The organism is Rhodococcus sp. 05-2255-1e (assembly GCF_002259025.1).
Classification (GTDB): domain Bacteria; phylum Actinomycetota; class Actinomycetes; order Mycobacteriales; family Mycobacteriaceae; genus Rhodococcoides; species Rhodococcoides fascians.
Genome location: NZ_NOZE01000010.1, coordinates 102,885 through 121,345, shown reverse-complemented (window position 1 = coordinate 121,345; position 18,461 = coordinate 102,885). Strand labels below are relative to the sequence as shown.

Below are 18,461 nucleotides of genomic sequence, written 5' to 3'. Positions count from 1 at the left end.
GTCAGTGGGTGGTGAGTTCGGTCAATCGCGCCCGAGCGGCGTCGATCCCTGCGGCGATGCCCGCGACATCCGAGCCCGATCCCTGGGCGAGTTCGGGCTTGCCACCACCTCGGCCACCGATACTCGGACCGAACGACGCGACCAGCTCGCCGGCCGCGATTCCGGCTTCCTGGGCGGCCTTGTTCACCGAGACCACGAACGGGACCTTGCCGCCGACCGTGCCGAACAGCACGACGACGGCCGGATCGGTGCCGAGTCGGCCGCGGATGTCGGTGGCGAGCGTCCGCAGGTCGTTGCCGCCGACGCCGTCGGGTGCCTGCGCGACGACTGCTCGCACGTCACCGAACCGTTCGGCCTTACCGACGTACTCTCCCGCCGAGGCCAAAACGGCCGCGGCTTTGACCGACTCCAGTTCCTTCTCGGCGACCCGAAGACGCTCGACCAGGTTCTCGATGCGCGCCGGCACCTCCTCGGACGGGACCTTCAACGACGACGCGACGCCGGCCAACAGCGCGCGTTCCTTCGCCAGATAGCGGTACGAGTCGAGGCCGACGAAGGCTTCGACGCGGCGTACTCCCGAGCCGACCGAGGATTCGCCGAGGATGGTGACCGGACCGATCTGCGACGAGTGTTGGACGTGAGTGCCACCGCACAGTTCCATCGAGAACGGCCCGCCGATCTCGACCACGCGGACCTCGTCGCCGTAGTTCTCGCCGAACAGCGCCATGGCCCCCATCTTCTTGGCGCTGTCGAGGTCGGTGACGAGGGTGTTGACCTCGTAGTCCGAGCCGACCGCATCGTTGGCGACATTCTCGATGTCGTCGCGCTGCGCCTCGGACAACGATCCCTGCCAGGAGAAGTCGAAACGCAGGTACCCCGGCTTGTTCAGCGAGCCTGCCTGCGTCGCATTGGGTCCGAGCACCTGGCGCAGTGCAGCGTGGACCATGTGCGTGCCCGAGTGCCCTTGGGTCGCACCCTTGCGCCAGGCGTGGTCGACGTCGACGTGCACGGTGTCGCCCTCGGTGATCTGGCCGGCGTCGACCACGGACTTGTGGGTCCACACCTTCTTGGCGATCTTCTGCACATCGTTGACCTTGACGGTCAGGCCGGGTGCGGTGATGGTGCCGATGTCGGCGATCTGACCACCGGATTCCGCGTACAGCGGGCTGCGGTCGAGGATGATCTCCACGCTCTCGCCGGCGACCGCGGTCGGAACCCGAACGCCGTTGGAGATCAACGCGAGAACCGTTGCCTCGGAACCGAGTTCGTCGAACCCGGTGAACTCGGTCGGCGAACCGTCGACGAAATCCTTGTAGACGGTGAGGTCGGCGTGTGCATGCTTGCGCGCGCGGGCGTCCTCTTTGGCGCGAGTGCGTTGCTCGGCCATCAACGAGCGGAATCCGTCCTCGTCCACGGACAGTCCGGCCTCGGCGGCCATCTCGAGCGTCAGGTCGATCGGGAACCCGTAGGTGTCGTGCAGCGCGAAGGCTTCGGCGCCGCCGATCTTTTTCGCGCCCGACGCCTTGACGGCCTCCGCGGCACCCTCGAAAAGCCGCGAGCCTGACGTCAGGGTCTTGAGGAAGGCGGTCTCCTCCCCCACTGCGACGGTGAGGATGCGATCGAAGTCCGTGACCAGGTTGGGGTACGACTCGGCCATGGTGTCGCGGACGACGGTGATGAACTGCGCCATCGTCTCGTCGGGTGCGCCGAGGAGACGCGCGGATCGGACGATGCGACGCAGCAGGCGCCGAAGCACGTAGCCGCGGCCGTCGTTGCCGGGATTGACTCCATCGGAGATCAGCAATGCAGCGGTGCGCGCGTGGTCGGCGATGACGCGGAAACGGACGTCGTCGTCGTGGTTACTGCCGTAGGTCCGACCCGACAGCTCCTCGGCCTTGGCGATGACCGGACGCACGAGATCGGTCTCGTACACGTTGTCGACGCCTTGGAGCAGGAATGCGACGCGCTCGACGCCCATGCCGGTGTCGATGTTCTTCTTCGGCAGTGGGCCGAGGATCTCGAAATCGTCCTTGCTGATGCCTTGGCCGCGTTCGTTCTGCATGAACACGAGGTTCCAGATTTCGATGTACCGGTCCTCGTCGGCTTCGGGGCCGCCTTCGGCACCGAACTCGGGGCCTCGGTCGTAGTAGATCTCCGAGCAGGGCCCACAGGGTCCGGGGATTCCCATGGACCAGTAGTTGTCGGCCATTCCACGACGCTGGATGCGTTCGTCGGGCAGACCGGCGATCTCCTTCCACAGCTCGATCGCCTCGTCGTCGTCGAGGTAGGCCGTGGCCCAGATCCGCTCGGGATCGAACCCATAGCCGCCGTCTTCGACGCTGTCGGTCAGCAGGGTCCAGGCATGCTTGATCGCGTCACGCTTGAAGTAATCGCCGAACGAGAAGTTTCCGGCCATCTGGAAGAACGTGTTGTGCCGAGTGGTGATACCGACGTTCTCGATGTCGAGGGTGCGCACGCACTTCTGGACGCTCGTCGCCGTCTTGTACGGCGGCGTCTGCTGCCCGAGGAAGAACGGCACGAAGGGAACCATGCCCGCATTGACGAACAGCAGGTTCGGATCGTCGAGGATCAACGACGCACTGGGTACTTCGGTGTGTCCCGCCTTGACGAAATGGTCGAGGAAACGCCTGCGGATCTCATGGGTCTGCACTGATACAGGTTAGCGTCGTCAGACCCTGTGCCGATTCGAGGGCCTATCGGCCTCGGATGATGCGACGGAGTTTGCCCACCCGGGTCGCTATTTCGCGCTCTGCACCGTGTTCGGTGGGTTCGTAGTAGTTCACGCCGACCAGTTCGTCGGGCGGATACTGCTGCCCCAGCACGCCACCCGGACTGCTGTGCGGGTATTTGTATCCGACCGCGTTGCCCAACCCCTGAGCACCCTTGTAGTGACCGTCGCGTAGATGCGGCGGCACCGATCCGGACTTGCCTGCGGCGACGTCGGCCATGGCCGCTCCGAGTGCGCCGATCACGGCACCGGACTTGGGCGCTGTCGCCAGGTGAATGGTTGCCTGCGCCAGCGCCAGTCGCGCCTCCGGCATCCCGATCATCTGCACGGCACTCGCCGCGGCGGTGGCCGTCTGCAGTGCGGTGGGATCGGCCATCCCGATGTCCTCGCTCGCATGGACGACGAGCCGCCGCGCGATGAAGCGGGCGTCCTCCCCCGCGGTGATCATGCGTGCGAGGTAATGAAGTGCGGCATCGACGTCGGATCCCCTGATCGACTTGATGAACGCACTGATGACGTCGTAGTGCTGGTCGCCGTCACGGTCGTAGCGCACCGCGGCCTTGTCGACACTGGCCTCGACCGTCGCGAGGTCCAGCGTTCCGTCGGTTGCGGCGCCCGCTGCCGCCTCGAGGGCCGTCAACGCTCGGCGGGCGTCACCGGCCGCGAGCCGCACCAGGTGATCCATTGCGTCCTCGGCGATGGTCACCGCACCGTCCAGGCCTCGGGGATCGTTGGCTGCACGGGTCAGCAACAGTTCGATGTCCTCGGAGCCGAGCGGCTGCAATTGCAGCACCAGCGATCTCGACAGCAATGGTGACACCACCGAAAAGGACGGATTCTCCGTCGTGGCGGCCACGAGCAACACGATTCGGTTCTCGACGGCGGCGAGCAGTGCGTCCTGCTGGGTCTTGGAGAAACGGTGGACCTCGTCGATGAACAACACGGTCTGCTCACCGGACAACAGCCGGCGGCGCGCGAGTTCGATGACGTTGCGCACTTCCTTGACCCCGGCCGACAGGGCGGACAACGCCTCGAACTTGCGACCGGTCGCCCCCGAGATCAACGACGCCAGCGTGGTTTTTCCTGTTCCGGGCGGGCCGTACAGCATCACCGAGGACGCTCCGGATCCCTCGACTAGACGACGCAACGGTGCGCCGGGTGCCAGCAGATGAGACTGTCCGACGACCTCGTCGAGCGTCGTCGGTCGCATGCGTACAGCGAGCGGTGCGTCGGGTCGCGTGTACGTGGAAGTCGGACGGGGCTCGTCGATCATCGGATCCGGTGCCGCGGGTGGATCGAACAATCCGTCGCCGTCCGACTCGTCGTCCGAGATGTCACTTCCGAAACCGCCGCTCACCGGTCGAACGCTACCGATTCGACGGTACGAAAGGCGAACGCGTTCGCGCTCAGCGGTCCCGCTTCGCGCGCAGAGCGGACACGACCGACTCGGCGTAGTCGGCGATATCGGGCTCTCCCGAACGCACTGCGCTGTCCTGGAGCACCGACCAACGCGAAATCAGCGCCTGCGACCGCGGTACCGAGAGCTGGTGTGCGCGCGCCGCGGCAATTCGAGTGTGATCGTCGGGTAGGAACCAGTACGTGGTCAGCCACACCCAGATCAACCTCGCGTCGAGCAGCTTGGTCGCCAGCACGTGGTCGTCCGCCAGTGCAGGCCAGATGCCGACGACCTCCGAACGCCACGCGTCGATCATGGCCTGCTCGCGATCGTGCGAGAGCTCGAAACTGCACAGACACCCCGGGAACGACGCCAACGCGTACGTGATGTCGAGAGTGGCGTCTCGAAAACCGCCCCACTCGTAGTCGAGGAATCGAACGCCCTCGTCGTTGACGATGATGTTGTCGGGACACAGATCCGACGGGCTGAAGGCACGGAACGCTCCGTGTGCGAACAGCCGTCCGCTGCGCGAGACCCGTTCGAGAAGGACGTCCGGTGGTGCCCCTACTCCGAGCAATCCGGTCAACATGCCGGGTACTGCGGCGAGGGCGTCGGGTATCTGCGCGGAAATTCCGTCAGCCGAGTCGGGCTGGCCGACCCGCCGAAGCAAGGCTGCGAAATCGTCCTCACGGCCGACGGTTGCCGCATGCATGCGCCCGAGCGCCTGAGCCATGGCCATCAACGAGTTGGTGACCATCGATGCATCGGAACTGCGCAGCAGCGTGGGGATCGCACTGGCGTCTCCGAGGTCGCTCAGAATCAACAGCCGAGCATCGAGATCGTAGGCGTGCAGCTCCGGCCCCGGCCTGCTGTCGGTGGCCAGGGCGTTCGCGAACTGGTACGAGGCGGCCTCACGCAGAAATGCACTCGACCCGGCGACATCGGTGAGCTCGGAATGCAGCTCCGATTCTCCGGGAAGATCGCGCACCTGCTTGACGACAAGGGTTCGCGGAAGCTGAAAAGGATTCTCGGACACCTTCACTCGCAACACGATGGCTTGGCCACTACCCCCGAGGTCGACGGGATCGATCAGCGTCACCGGTGCCCCGGTGCGCTTGGTCAGTAGTCGCTGGGCTGCTGCCACTACCTCGGATACAGGGTCTGCAAGTGTTGCGGTCATCGTTGTCCAAGCTACCTGTTCGCTACGTCGTACTGTGCCGTGTCGCCGGCTACGAAAGAGACACGATTGTCCGTTTTGCGGCTTTCGAGATCCTGTTCGTAGACCCGACCAGCTGGCCGGTTACCCCGAAGCCACCAAAGTATGCAGCGCGAATTACATCGGTGCAACGTCGACCGACACCGCGATCGTGCTCTTCTCGGCCTCGGTGTAGATGACCCCGCGCAACGGCGGAACGTCGGCATAGTCGCGGCCCCAGGCGACCGTCGCGTACCGCTCGTCGACCAGTTGATCATTGGTCGGATCGAAGGCCAGCCAGCGGTCGTCGGGCATCCACACCGCGGCCCACGCGTGGGTCGCATCGACACCGATCATGCGTTCCTTGCCCGGTGGCGGTTCCGTGGCGAGATAGCCCGACACGTACCGTGCCGCCAACCCCTGCGACCGCAGACAGGCGATGGCCAACCGAGCGAAGTCCTGACAGACCCCCGAACGTGCGGCGAGGACGTCGACCACGGTGGTCGATACCGTCGTGGACCCGGACAGATACCGAAAGTCGGTGAAGATTCGGTGCGTCAGATCGACGATGACGTCCGCGAGCGGACGCCCCGGCGTGAAACTGGGCGCGGCGTAAGCTCGCACCTCGTCCGTGATCTCCGGCGTCGGCAGATCGAGGGCGAACTCCACCGCCGATGAACGTGCCGAGTCCGCTGCATCGGTCCTGGTGGGGTCGAACATGGCCATCCGGGCCGATTCCCACGGGGCAGTCGCAGGCCACGACGTGGTCTCGTCCACCGGCCGCGGGTACACCTCGACGAGCGAATCCGCCGTGACGACCAGCTTCTCGTGATCGTTGGTCACGTGGAAGTACACGTCTTCGTTGCCGTAGACATCGACGCCGAACGATTGATCGGTGGGTGGCGGCTCCACCGTGACCGACTTCTCGACGCAGTGCTGCCCGTCCATGTCCCGCGGCGCGAGAAATCCTCGCCCGTAGGACGACGTGACGCGATCGGAGTAGGTGTACGTGGTGATGTGCTTGATTCGGTACCGACGACTCGTCATCGTGCCCCGCTTCCGATCCGCGCACCGACGCTGCCCCACAGCGGCTGGGTACCGCCCGGCAGCGACATGTGCGTCGCGAGAACAACTCGGGACAGTTCTTCGAGCGAATCGTGGATACCGTCCACGAGCTCGATCAGTTCCACCCGCCGCCCGGTGGCGTCGACCGACTCCAGATCACCCGGGTCGACGCGCCGCAACCGAACCCGCATTTGCTCGACGAGCTGTTCGGGCCGCGAGCTACCGGACGCGTCCGGTAGCGCCCCGAGATCGTCACGAAGGCGGTCGAGTTGGTACACCAGTGCGCGAGGATTGCCGGCGTCGAACAGCAGCAGCTGCGCAACTGCAGCCGGCCGTGCACGACCACTGTTGCGTCGGCGATAGATCACCGAGGACTCTGCCGCAGACAGCACCGAATCGATGACCGCCTGTTCGGTGGACGGCGTCAGGGCGTGACTCAGAGTCGCTGACAGCAACGCTGTCAGTTGCAATCCCCGCTCTATTCGCTTGCCCGCGTCCATCAGGTACCAACCGGCGTCCCGAACCATCGACTCCGACGCCAGTCCGGACAGCGCGAGCAGACCACGCAGCACGCTCGATTGCGATGCAGCCAGCTGGGCACCGTTATTGACGGCCGACTCGCCCAACTCCTCGAGCGCGGTGTCGATGCGAGCGAGCACTGCCCAGGTGTCGTTCGAGAGTTGATCGCGCACCGCACGAGCTGCCTGTTGCATCCGGTCGACCGACTGCGCCAGTGAACCGAGGCGCTCCACCGAGAGCATCAGCGAGCGCATTTCGGCCATCGCATCGGCGCGGATCGTCTCGTCGAAGAATCCCGGTCCCGTGCGCGATACCTTCGTGACCGCTTCCAGCAGAATCGGCAGGCTGTCGCTGCCGTCGAGCCACGGCATCGAGCGATAGTCCTGATCCCGCTCCCGGGCGGCGATGAGCAGACGCGTCATGTCCTCCGCGCGTTCGCTGTACCGACCGAACCAGAAGAGATCGCCCAGCACACGCGGGGAACTGACCACCTCGACGTTGGACGCGGCGTACTGCGGCAACTCCTCCACCGTGGCAGGCGGGGTGTGCGGAGCAGAATCGGCCGGAGTGACCCTCTCCACCGACTTGACCCACACGTCCTTGGAGGCGACGGTGATGAGTGGTTCGGTGACCGGCGCCGTGATCATGACCTGACCCAGACCGCCTCGCATCGGGGTGTAGCCGACCCGCTGCGCGACGGTGAACAAGCGCATTCCGACCTGGGCGGGAGCAACCGCCAACTGCTCCCCCGACCCGCTGCCCCAGGACGAACCCACCGGAGCCAGTGAGAACTCCGGCACTTCCTGACCGGTCCATTTCCACGGAGCTGCCTCGACCTCGTCCCACAGCGCCCGGGCCGCGTGCTCGGTGAGATCGTGACCCACGACCGCGCGTCGGGACACGGTGGATCTCAATACCAGCGATCGGAAGCGAGTTCGCATGTGCGAGAGGGCAATCGGATCACCACCCCAATAGGTGGGGACCGAATCGAGAGTCAGATCCTCATCCAGCAGAGCCCGGCTCAGAGCCGGCAGCAACGGTGTCAGTGCGGGATTCTCGAGGACTCCGCTACCGAGAGTGTTGACCACGCTCACCGCACCGCGCCGCAGGACCTCGACCAGACCGACCACGCCCAGATGCGAATCCGGGCGCAGATCGAGTGGGTCAACGAACTCGGCGTCGACGCGCCGCAGCACCACGTCCACCCGACGCAGTGTGCCGAGCGAACGCATCCACAAACAGCCGTCCCGCACCACCAGATCGGCGTTCTCGACGAGCGGAAAGCCCAGAACCGTTGCCAGATAAGCCTGGTCGAATGCCGTCTCGGAATGCGAACCCGGCGTCAACACCACCACGACAGGATCCTCGGCCGATGCAGGTGCGGCGTCACGCAGCGCCAAGCGCATCGCCCTAGCAAAAGTCGACAACGGCCTCGGATTGCTCGCCTGGAACAACTCGGGCATCGCCCGCGACATCACTCGGCGATCGGCCAGCGCATACCCAACCCCGGACGGTGCCTGAGTGCGATCCGCAACGACCGAGAACCGGCCGTCGGACCCGCGCGCGATGTCGGCTGCGTGCATGAACAACTGATGCGGACCCGGGACGGTGATGGCATGCGCCGGTCGAAGATAGCCGGGGTTGCCGAAGATCAGCTCGGGCGGAATCAAACCGCGCCGGACTGTCTCCTGCGCTCCGTAGATGTCGGTCAGGATGGCGTCGAGCAGTTGCGAACGCTGGACCAGCCCCGCTTCGAGCCGATCCCATTCGTCCGCTGCAACGACGTACGGGACGCTGTCCAGTCCCCACCGCACGGAACTGGGCCCGGGCTCGTTGCCGCCCGTCGGAATCGGGTTGTAGGTGATTCCGTGGTCGTCGACGAGCCGGCTGACCCGAGACTGCAACGTCTGCATCGCACCCGGGCCGGCGTCGCGCATACCGTCGACCAGCTCCGCCCAGTGCGGACGCACCGTGTCGTCGGCACCGAGCATTTCGTCGAACAGATCTCTGCGACCCGTCACGGCCTCACGTCGACCGTGGTATTCGAGCCACGGTGACACCAGGTCGGGTGACACGGGGTCGGGCGCACCGGCCGCCGTCTCGTTGCGGCCCGCCTCACTGTGAGCGGTATCCACGGGCACCATCGAGCCGTTGTTCCTTCCGTCGGTCGATCACACTCCGTCGCCGGATGAGGTGTGGTCGTTGCCGAATCCACCCGTTCCGCGTCGGACCGCAATCGCTACCGGTCGACTCGTTCTTTTCTGCCCGCCTCAGGGCGTGTGAACCCCGGTCCGGCGCAGGTCCAGCATGCCGGGCGCAGTCACGTCGATCGCTTGGCGAGCGTGCATCTCGAGCAATCTTGCTATGTCCACCTTGCCGGACGTGAACCCGCCCTCCTCGAAACGACCGTTGCGTCGCGCTTCCGCCTCCACCGAGTTGACCGGTGGACCGTCGTACGACCGTCCGCCGGGGTGCACCACGTGATACGAGCACCCGCCGACTGCGCGTCCGGTTTGCATCTCCACCAGATCGAATCGCAAGGGACTCTGCACCTCGATCGTGGGGTGCAGCGCGCTTGGCGGTTGCCAGGCGCGATAGCGAACTCCGGCGACCTGGACGTCCTGTCGCTCGGTGCGCAACATCGGTACCGGCACCCCGTTGCAGGTCAACAGGTAGCGGCCCACATCGGCACCGGCAACGCGAACCTGGATGCGCTCGACCGAGGAGTCCACGTAGCGCGCCGTGCCCGACGACGTCGACTCCTCCCCGAGCGTGTTCCACGGCTCGATTGCACCGCGCAGTTCGATCTCGGCATCGCCGACGACGGTGGTACCGATGCGCGGGAAACGAAACTCGGTGAACGGGTCCAGCCAGCTGGTATCGAATTCGATGCCGTGCTCGCGGAGGTCCTCGGCGACCCGGCCGATATCACCGATCACGAAGTGCGGCAACATGTATCGACCGTGCAGGTTGGCACCGTGCCGAATCAGTGGTGCTTCGAGCGGGGTATCCCAGAATCGCGAGACCATCGAGCGCACGAGTAAGGACTGCACCATCGCCATCTGATGATGCGGCGGCATCTCGAATCCGCGAAGTTCGAGCAGACCGAGCCTGCCGCGGGTGGAGTCGGGGCTGTACAGCTTGTCGATGCAGAACTCGGCACGGTGCGTGTTCCCGGTGATGTCGGTGAGCAGGTGCCGCAGCGCCCGATCGACGACCCACGGCGATGCCGAACGGTCGGCACCGGTCAGACGCTTGATCTCGCTGAACGCAACCTCGAGCTCGTAGAGCGACTCCTCACGACCTTCGTCGGCTCGGGGGGCCTGCGAGGTGGTACCGATGAATCGACCCGAGAACAGGTACGACAGCGACGGGTGACGTTGCCAGTGTGTCAACAGAGACACCAGCAGGTCCGGTCGGCGCAGCACCGGCGAATCGGACGGTGTGACGCCACCCAGAGTGATGTGGTTACCACCGCCGGTGCCGCGAGTGGTGCCGTCGTTGTCGAAACCCTCGGTACTCAACCGTGATTTACGCGCCTCGAGATACAAGCGCTCCATCAGCTCGTTCTGCTCCGCCCACGACGACGTCGGCTGAACGTTCACCTCGATGACCCCGGGATCCGGAGTGACCGTGAGGGTTTGGATACGGGGATCCGAAGGCGGGCCGTAACCCTCGAGGACGACCGGTGTCTCGATCGCGGATGCGGCGCGCTCCACCCGAGAGACCAGATCGACGAAGTCGTCCAATCGATCCATCGGCGGCATGAACACGTGCAGTACGCCGTCGCGTACCTCGGCGACCAGTGCGGTCACCGCAGTTCCACCCACTCCGGACGTCTCCCGCACCGCCTGCGCGTAGCGCGACTCGGCCGGGTCGACGGCCCGGGGTGGTTGCTGCGTCAGCTGCGGGGTCGGCAGATCGGGTTTCGGTGCGGTGGGATCGGCCGGGTTCTCGACCGGACCCCCGTCCCACGAGATCGCTCGTAGCGGCAGACGGAGCCCGGCGGGAGAATCCCCCTCCAACAACACGATTCGCCCACGTCGCAGCTTCCAGTCTGCGCTCTGCCAGCCAGTGCCGTCCTCGGTCCGCGAGATCGGCAGCACGAATGCCGCCGGTTCGTCGGTACTGGCGTCGAGCCGTTCGAGGAGAAGCCTTCTCGCAGCTGCGGAATCTGTCCCCGGTTCGAGATCGTCGGCGTCGGCCGGAGGATCCCCGTAGGGCTGACGCACCAGATCCAACAGCTTGACGAGCGGATCCTCGTAGGCCGGACGCGCTTGCGAGGCGGGCAGACCCAATCCGTCGACCAGTCGGTCGATCAGCTTCTGCGATACGGAATTGTCGACTGGATCAGGACGCAGATCGTGCGCCGACCACGGATCGGCTATGAGGTCCGAGTCGTGCCACAGTGCCTGGCCGTCGGTGCGCCAGAACAAACCCACCTGCCATCGTGGGAGAGGCTCACCGGGATACCATTTGCCCTGGCTGCGCTGGACCATGCCGTCGGGCGCGTAGATGGTTCGAAGTCGTTCTGCGAGAACGCTGGCCAGCTTGCGCTTGTGCGGACCGTCTGCGGTGGTGTTCCACTCGGGCGCTTCCTGGTTCTCGATGGCGACGAACGTCGGCTCACCACCGACGGTCAATCGAATGTCCTGATCGAGCATGCGCCGGTCGATCTTCTCGGCCGTGGCCTCGATCGCGTCCCACTGCTCGGCCGTGTATGGCAACGTTGTACGCGGATCCTCGTGAACACGCACCACAGTGTTCGAGAAGTCCAGTTCGGCTGTGCATTTGCTCGTCGCGCCGGAAATTGCGGCCGCGGTCGACGGATGCGGCGTGGCCGACAGTGGAATGTGCCCCTCGCCGGCGAACAGGCCCGAGGTGGGGTCCATTCCGACCCAACCGGCACCGGGGAGATACACCTCGGTCCAGGCGTGCAGGTCGGTGAAGTCCTCGACCGGCCCGGACGGACCGTCCAGCGATTTCACGTCCGAGGACAATTGGACGAGGTAACCCGAGACGAAACGCGCGGCCAGGCCCATCTGACGAAGGACCGACACCAGCAACCACGCGGAGTCGCGGCACGATCCCACGGCGGACGTCAACGTCAGGTCCGGGGTCTGCACTCCGGGCTCCATCCGCACGGAGTAGCCGACGTCCGCCATCACGGCCTGATTGGCCATGACGAGAAAGTCGATGGTGCGCAACGATTCTCCCCGCTCGACGACGGCGGCCTGCAGCTTTTCCACCCACGCGGACACGACCGGTCCGGGCCCGGAACCGGCCTTGTCCTCGTCCACCGGGCGAAGATAGGGCTCGAGATCGGGCAGATCGTGTTCCTCGTATGCGAAGCCGAAGTGCTCCGCCCATTCCTCGACGAAAAAATCCAACGGATTGATCGACGCCATGTCCGCAACGAGTCCGACCGTGATGGACAGATGGTCGGTTCGCTCGGGGAACACCACGCGGGCGAGAAAGTTGCCGAAGACGTCCTGCTGCCAGTTGACGAAATGCTCGGCCGGCTCGATCTTCAGCGAATACGCCTCGATGGGAGTGCGCGAATGCGGTGCCGGTCGCAGCCTGATCTCGTGCGGAAAGATCTTGACCGTGCGGTCGAATCGGTAACTGGTGCGATGTTCGAGTGCAACCTTGATGCCCACGGCGAGCCCCTCGTGATAGTCCCGGTATGGGTAGAAACAACAACCCTAGTGGGCCCCGGCCCGGTGCGCTCGGCAAGAATTCGAACCATCGACGATGCCCGACGGTATTCGGGCCCGCACGACCGTCCACGTGTCGAACGCCTTGACACGCCTCATCGGTCTACGGTTCGCTCAGCTTCGAAAATGCGGACGAATCGTCGACGTACCACGCCAGACATGAAGGGTGAACCGTGAGTGAAAACCCGCCCGACGGACCGCAATACGGTCGCGGACCCAACCCGGACCAGCCGGACCCGAACACGCCGCAGACACCGGGAAACGGGTACCCACCACCCGGCAACTACCCGCCTCAGGGCAGCTACCCGCCACCGCCCGGCAACTACCCGCCCCAAGGCAACTACCCGCCTCAGGGCGGCTATCCTCCCCCTCCCGGAAACTACCCACCGCCGCCCGGAAACTACCCACCTCAGGGCGGCTATCCGCCTCCGGGCGGCTACCCACCCCCTCCCGGAAACTACCCACCGCCGCCGGGAAACTACGGGAACTACGGAAATCAGAACTACGGACAGACACCTCTCGGACCCAACCCCGGTCGACTCGACGTCGGTGCTGCACTGAGCTACGGCTTCGACAAGTTCAAGGCCAACACCGGACCGTGGCTCGGTATCACGGCCATCGTGTGGGCGGTCAGCGTCGCCGTGTTCATCGTCACGTTCGCATCGACCCTGACGGCCGCGGTCGCTGCTGCCGACCGAGGTGAAAGTACTGCCGTCGCGGCGACGTCGGGCGCATTCCTGGTGGTGACCACGATCGCGACATTCGTGTCCTACTTCGTGAATGCGGCATACGTACGGGGAGCGTTGGACGAAACGGGTGGGCCACAGAAGCCGACGTTCGGCAGGTTCTTCCAACTCACGAACGTTCCGCAGATTGCGGTACTGGCTTTGATCTGGACGGTGGCCAGCGTCGTGCTGAGCTTCGTTCCTTTCCTGGGCACCGTCCTGCTGGTCGTGATCGGTTTCCTCGCGAACTTCGCACTGACTTTCCTGATCGATCGAAACCAGTCGGCGATCGAGTCGATCAAGTCGTCTATCGACCTGACGGTCAAGAACTTCGGCCCGGTCCTGCTGCTGTTGCTGGCCCTCGCCGCCATCAACTTCATCGGCATTGTGCTGTGCGGCCTCGGTCTGCTCGTCACCCTTCCGGTCTCGGTGATCGCCACCAACTACGCCTACCGCGTACTCACCGGCGGGCCCCTGACTCCCGCGCGCTGATCTCGCACCACGACAGACGCGAATGTCCCCGTAACGCACTGCGTTACGGGGACATTCGTTCTTGCGGACCTCGGGTGGAGGCTAGGCCTCTGTCGGCGCTTCTTCCTTCTTCTCCGGCGTGAAGTCGACGCCCGATTCCTTGCGCTGCTGCGCGGTGATCGGTGCGGGCGCGTCGGTCAACGGGTCGATGCCGCCACCGGACTTGGGGAATGCGATGACCTCACGGATGGAATCGACTCCGGCAAGCAGCGCGGTGATGCGATCCCAACCGAACGCGATTCCGCCGTGCGGCGGCGCGCCGTAGCTGAAGGCATCGAGAAGGAAGCCGAACTTCTCCTGGGCCTCTTCCTTGCCGATCCCCATGATCGCGAACACTCGTTCCTGAATGTCCTTGCGGTGGATACGAATACTGCCGCCGCCGATCTCGTTTCCGTTGCAGACGATGTCGTAGGCGTAGGCCAGAGCAGATCCCGGATCGGTGTCGAATGTGTCCATCGACTCCGGCTTCGGCGACGTGAACGCATGGTGCACGGCCGTCCACGCCCCGGACCCGACGGCGACGTCGCCACTGGCGGTGGCGTCGGACGTGGGCTCGAACAGCGGCGCGTCGACGACCCACACGAACGCCCACGCCTTGGGGTCGATCAGGTCGAGCTTGCGTGCGATCTCGCCGCGGACGGCGCCGAGCAGTCCGCGGGAGGCCTTGACCGGACCGGCGGAGAAGAAGATCGCGTCGCCGTTCTTCGCGCCGACGTGCGCAGCGAGGCCGTCCCGTTCGGCGTCGGTCAAGTTCTTCGCGACCGGGCCGCCGAGGGTGCCGTCCTCACCGACCAGCACGTAGGCCAGGCCCTTGTGTCCACGCTGCTTGGCGAATTCCTGCCAACGGTCGAGCTGCTTACGGGGCTGCGACGCACCGCCGGGCATGACGACCGCACCGACGTACGGAGCCTGAAAGACGCGGAACGTGGTGTCGGAGAAGAAATCCGTGCACTCGACCAGTTCGATGTCGAATCGAAGATCGGGCTTGTCGGAGCCGTACCGGCGCATGGCCTCGGCGTAGGTGATCCGCGGGATGGGTGCCGTGAAGTGGTGCCCGACGAGCTTCCACAGCGACGCCAGAATTTCTTCGGCCAACAGGATGACGTCGTCCTGGGTGACGAAGCTCATCTCGACGTCGAGCTGGGTGAACTCGGGCTGACGATCGGCCCGGAAGTCTTCGTCTCGATAGCAGCGAGCGATCTGGTAGTACCGCTCGATACCTCCGACCATCAGCAGCTGCTTGAACAGCTGCGGGCTCTGCGGCAGTGCGTAGAAGCTACCCGGCTGCAGACGAGCGGGAACGAGGAAGTCCCGTGCGCCCTCGGGGGTGGAACGCGTCAGCGTCGGGGTCTCGACCTCGACGAACTCGTGGTGCGCCAGAACCGATCGGGCGGCGGCGTTGACGTGCGAACGCAGTCGAATCGCATGGCCGGGGCCCTCACGGCGCAAGTCGAGGTAGCGGTATTTGAGGCGTGCTTCCTCACCGGGCTGATCGTCGAGCTGGAACGGCAACGGTGCGGCCTCGGACAGGACCTCGATCTCGGATGCCTCGACCTCGATGGCACCGGTGGGGATCTCGTAGTTCGCGTTGCCTTCGGGACGACCCTCGACCTTGCCGGTCACCTTCACCACGTACTCGGCGCGCAGTCGGTGGGCCTGCTCGAGCGCTGCTCCCTCGCGGAAGACGACCTGAGACACACCGGATGCGTCACGCAGATCGATGAAGATGACGCCACCGTGATCGCGTCGACGGGCCACCCATCCCGTCAACGTCACAGTTCGGTCGACGTGCTCGGGGCGTAATGAGCCGGCGAGATGGGTGCGCAGCACGGGTGTCCTTTCGAGAAAAATCCGCTGATCGTGTTCTTCGCTCACCGATCCTACGGAGCGCATCGCCGCAGAAGGAAACGAGATCCCGTCCCGGCATGCGAAGCTAAGACCGACAGTGGCGGTATCGGTTCGCACGGAGTATGCGGGCTCGGCGGAGGGGAACTCCAGCATGACGTTCAGAGAAGGCTCGCAAACGACACCGGGCCGAGTCTCCGTCGGTGGTAGCGGCGGAGGCGGCGGACGCGGCAAGTTGGCGATCGGCGGTGGCGCGGGTGGGCTGGTCATCATCGTCCTCGCGCTGCTCTTCGGCGGCGACCCGGGAGCAATACTGAACCAAATCAGTGGGGGCGACAGCTCCGCCGGGCAGGGCGAGGACGGGTCGTCCGGAACACTCGACTGCGACGTAGCAGACGCGAACAGCAACGTGAACTGCCGCGTCGACTTCACGGTGGGAAGCCTGGACACCGTCTGGGAATCGCAGCTGCAGCCTCAAACCGGCGTCGCCTACGTCCAGCCGGACGTGCGGTTGTTCTCCGGAGCAACGAACACCGGCTGCGGCAACGCCACCAGCGCCGTCGGGCCGTTCTACTGCCCGGCCGATTCCACGGCGTATTTCGATACGAGCTTCTTTCAGGTCCTGGTCGATCAGTTCGGCTCCAGCGGTGGGCCACTGGCACAGGAGTACGTCGTGGCGCACGAGATCGGCCACCACATCCAGAACCAGTTGGGCGACATCGGGCGCGCACAGCAAGACCCTCAGGGTCCCGAGTCCGGTGGCGTGCGGGTGGAATTGCAAGCCGATTGCTACGCAGGAATCTGGGCGCACTACGCGGCCGAGACCGTCGACCCGAAGAGCGGCGTCCCATTTCTCGAACCGCTGACCTCCGCCCAGATCGACGACGCACTGTCCGCCGCATCCTCGGTGGGCGACGACCGGATTCAGCAGGCGTCCACCGGCCGGGTCAACCCCGAGGGCTGGACGCACGGCTCGTCCGCCCAGCGCCAGGCGTGGTTCTCCACCGGCTACGAGACCGGACAAGTGGCCGCCTGCGACACGTTCTCGGCTCGCGACCTCGACAATCCCTGAACCAGTACTGCTCAGAACAGCGTGAGTGCCGGCCCCGAGGTCACCAACCCGCGGGGTTCGGCAGGCTCGTTCGCGGGCAACGCGCGGGTCTGGTCGGCGGCGAAACCGTAGGTGTCGAGCAGCGGATCGATTCTCGCCTTCAGCCACTGCTTGTACTCCGGAGTGACGTACGCCCCGTGTCCGTAGAGCTGGCGGTATCTGCGTACCAACGCCGGGTGCTCCTTCACCAGCCAGCTCATGTACCAGTCCTTGGTGCTCGATCGAAGATGCATCGGCAGCGCCGTGACGGTCGTCGCCCCGGCCTCGGCCAGCGCAGCGATCAGCCCGTCGAGTTGTTTGGCTCCGTCGGTGAGAAACGGAATGACCGGCGCCACCAGCACACCGCAGTCGAGTCCCGCATCCCGCACGGCGCGGATGAGGTCCAACCTTGCTCGCGGACTTGGTGTTCCGGGTTCGAGCTGCTTCTGCAAATCTGCATCGTGGATCGCCAAACTGATGCTCACGTGTACGTCGACCTTCTGTGCAGCCAGGGTCAGCAGCGGCAGATCCCGTCGCAACAGCGTTCCCTTGGTCAGGATCGAGAACGGCGTACCCGACTCGGTCAACGCGCGAATGATGCCGGGCATCAACCGATATCGCCCCTCGGCGCGTTGATAGGGATCGGTGTTGGTCCCCAGCGCGACCGGCTCCCGCTTCCAGGATCGACGTGCGAGCTCTTTGCGGAGGACTGCCGCAACGTTCGTCTTGACGACGATCTGCGAGTCGAAATCGTTGCCGGAATCGAGGTCCAGGTATTCGTGTGTCGGCCTCGCGAAGCAGTACCGGCACGCATGCGAGCATCCGCACATCGGATTGACGGTCCACGAGAACGGCACCTGCGATTCGCCCGGAACCTCGTTCAGGGCACTCTTGCACAGCACCTCGTGAAATGTGATGCCCTCGAACTCCGGGGTCTGCACGCTGCGGACGAGCCCGGACCGTTCCAGCCCCGGTAGCGCGCCCTCGTCTGCGGCATCGAGAGTCTGACCGGCCCATCGCATGCACACAGTCGAACATTTGTTCTATGCCGTGTCAAGGTCGGCATCGCTCCCCCGCATCCCCCGGTCGGGTCCGGCAGCCGACAAGCGATAGCGTAGGGCCCGAAGTCGATCCTAGGAGTGCACCGCACGTGACCGCCCCGAACACACCGACCCTGGAACCCATTCTGCGCCTGGGCCTCACCCTGGGACCGGCCATCGAGATCGGTTCGGTGCCCGAAGGCGACCGAGTCGTCACCACCGTCCTCGGCGGGGCCGCACCCGGCCCGGACATCGAGGGCACTCTGGCTGCTCGATCGACCGTCGTCAGCGTCACCCGGCCCGACGGGTGCACCGAGTTCAGCAGCGATCTCGTCCTCGAATTGGCAACCGGCGGTTACCTTTCGCTCGACTACCGAGGAGTCCAGTTCGGACCGGCCGAGGTCATCGACGCTCTGAACGATCCCGACCGAGAGGTCGACCCGGCGACCTACTACTTCCGCGGCACGTTGCGAGTGTCGACCGCTGTTCCGAAGTTCACGTACCTCAACCGGGCCCTCGTCGTCACCTCCGGCTCACGATCGGCCGAGGCCGTGGTGCTCGACGCATTCCTGGTGACCTGAGAGCCGTC

General features: G+C 65.2%; 11 protein-coding genes. 3 read left to right on the top strand and 8 right to left on the bottom strand.

Going from position 1 to position 18,461, the window contains the following annotated elements:
* Position 1: 1 nt before the first annotated feature.
* From alaS to CH262_RS08565, 6 genes are all read right to left on the bottom strand, one after another.
* Positions 2-2,671, bottom strand: a complete 2,670-nt coding sequence (gene alaS / locus CH262_RS08590) for an alanine--tRNA ligase (protein ID WP_094717445.1) — start codon at positions 2,669-2,671, stop codon at positions 2-4.
* A 43-nt stretch (positions 2,672-2,714) separates the two neighbouring features.
* On the bottom strand, positions 2,715-4,022 hold the full coding sequence (locus CH262_RS08585; RefSeq protein WP_239536259.1) for a replication-associated recombination protein A: 1,308 nt from the start codon (positions 4,020-4,022) through the stop codon (positions 2,715-2,717).
* A 133-nt stretch (positions 4,023-4,155) separates the two neighbouring features.
* Positions 4,156-5,325, bottom strand: a complete 1,170-nt coding sequence (locus CH262_RS08580) for a kinase (protein ID WP_032372489.1) — start codon at positions 5,323-5,325, stop codon at positions 4,156-4,158.
* A 153-nt stretch (positions 5,326-5,478) separates the two neighbouring features.
* Positions 5,479-6,387 (bottom strand): transglutaminase family protein, encoded by a 909-nt coding sequence (locus tag CH262_RS08575; RefSeq protein ID WP_027496965.1) that lies wholly within the window; start codon positions 6,385-6,387, stop codon positions 5,479-5,481.
* A complete protein-coding gene (locus CH262_RS08570; protein WP_094717444.1) occupies positions 6,384-9,068 on the bottom strand; it encodes a circularly permuted type 2 ATP-grasp protein in 2,685 nt (894 codons plus the stop codon). The genes CH262_RS08575 and CH262_RS08570 overlap by 4 nt, the downstream gene beginning before the upstream one ends.
* Positions 9,069-9,194: 126 nt before the next feature.
* Positions 9,195-12,584 carry a transglutaminase family protein gene (locus CH262_RS08565; RefSeq protein WP_094717443.1) on the bottom strand — a complete coding sequence of 1,130 codons (3,390 nt, stop codon included), beginning with the start codon at positions 12,582-12,584 and terminating at the stop codon, positions 9,195-9,197.
* Positions 12,585-12,814: 230 nt separating this feature from the next.
* On the opposite strand from CH262_RS08565, the gene CH262_RS08560 reads away from it, so the two are divergent.
* Positions 12,815-13,858, top strand: coding sequence for a hypothetical protein (locus tag CH262_RS08560; protein WP_094717442.1), 1,044 nt, complete (start codon positions 12,815-12,817; stop codon positions 13,856-13,858).
* Positions 13,859-13,939: 81 nt separating this feature from the next.
* Here CH262_RS08560 and aspS read toward each other — a convergent pair whose 3' ends face one another.
* Entirely contained in the window at positions 13,940-15,727 is a 1,788-nt protein-coding gene (gene aspS / locus CH262_RS08555; RefSeq protein WP_027496961.1) for an aspartate--tRNA ligase, read from the bottom strand.
* 169 nt (positions 15,728-15,896) lie between these two features.
* On the opposite strand from aspS, the gene ypfJ reads away from it, so the two are divergent.
* Positions 15,897-16,814 (top strand): KPN_02809 family neutral zinc metallopeptidase, encoded by a 918-nt coding sequence (ypfJ, locus tag CH262_RS08550; RefSeq protein WP_032370624.1) that lies wholly within the window; start codon positions 15,897-15,899, stop codon positions 16,812-16,814.
* Between the two features lie 11 nt (positions 16,815-16,825).
* On the opposite strand, the gene CH262_RS08545 is transcribed toward ypfJ, so the two are convergent.
* The gene (locus CH262_RS08545) at positions 16,826-17,854 is read right to left on the bottom strand and encodes an Rv2578c family radical SAM protein (protein ID WP_094717441.1); all 1,029 of its coding nucleotides are present in this window, start codon (positions 17,852-17,854) and stop codon (positions 16,826-16,828) included.
* 128 nt (positions 17,855-17,982) lie between these two features.
* Here CH262_RS08545 and CH262_RS08540 point away from each other — a divergent pair, with 128 nt between their 5' ends.
* Positions 17,983-18,453 (top strand): DUF3237 domain-containing protein, encoded by a 471-nt coding sequence (locus tag CH262_RS08540; protein WP_032370476.1) that lies wholly within the window; start codon positions 17,983-17,985, stop codon positions 18,451-18,453.
* Positions 18,454-18,461: the final 8 nt, after the last annotated feature.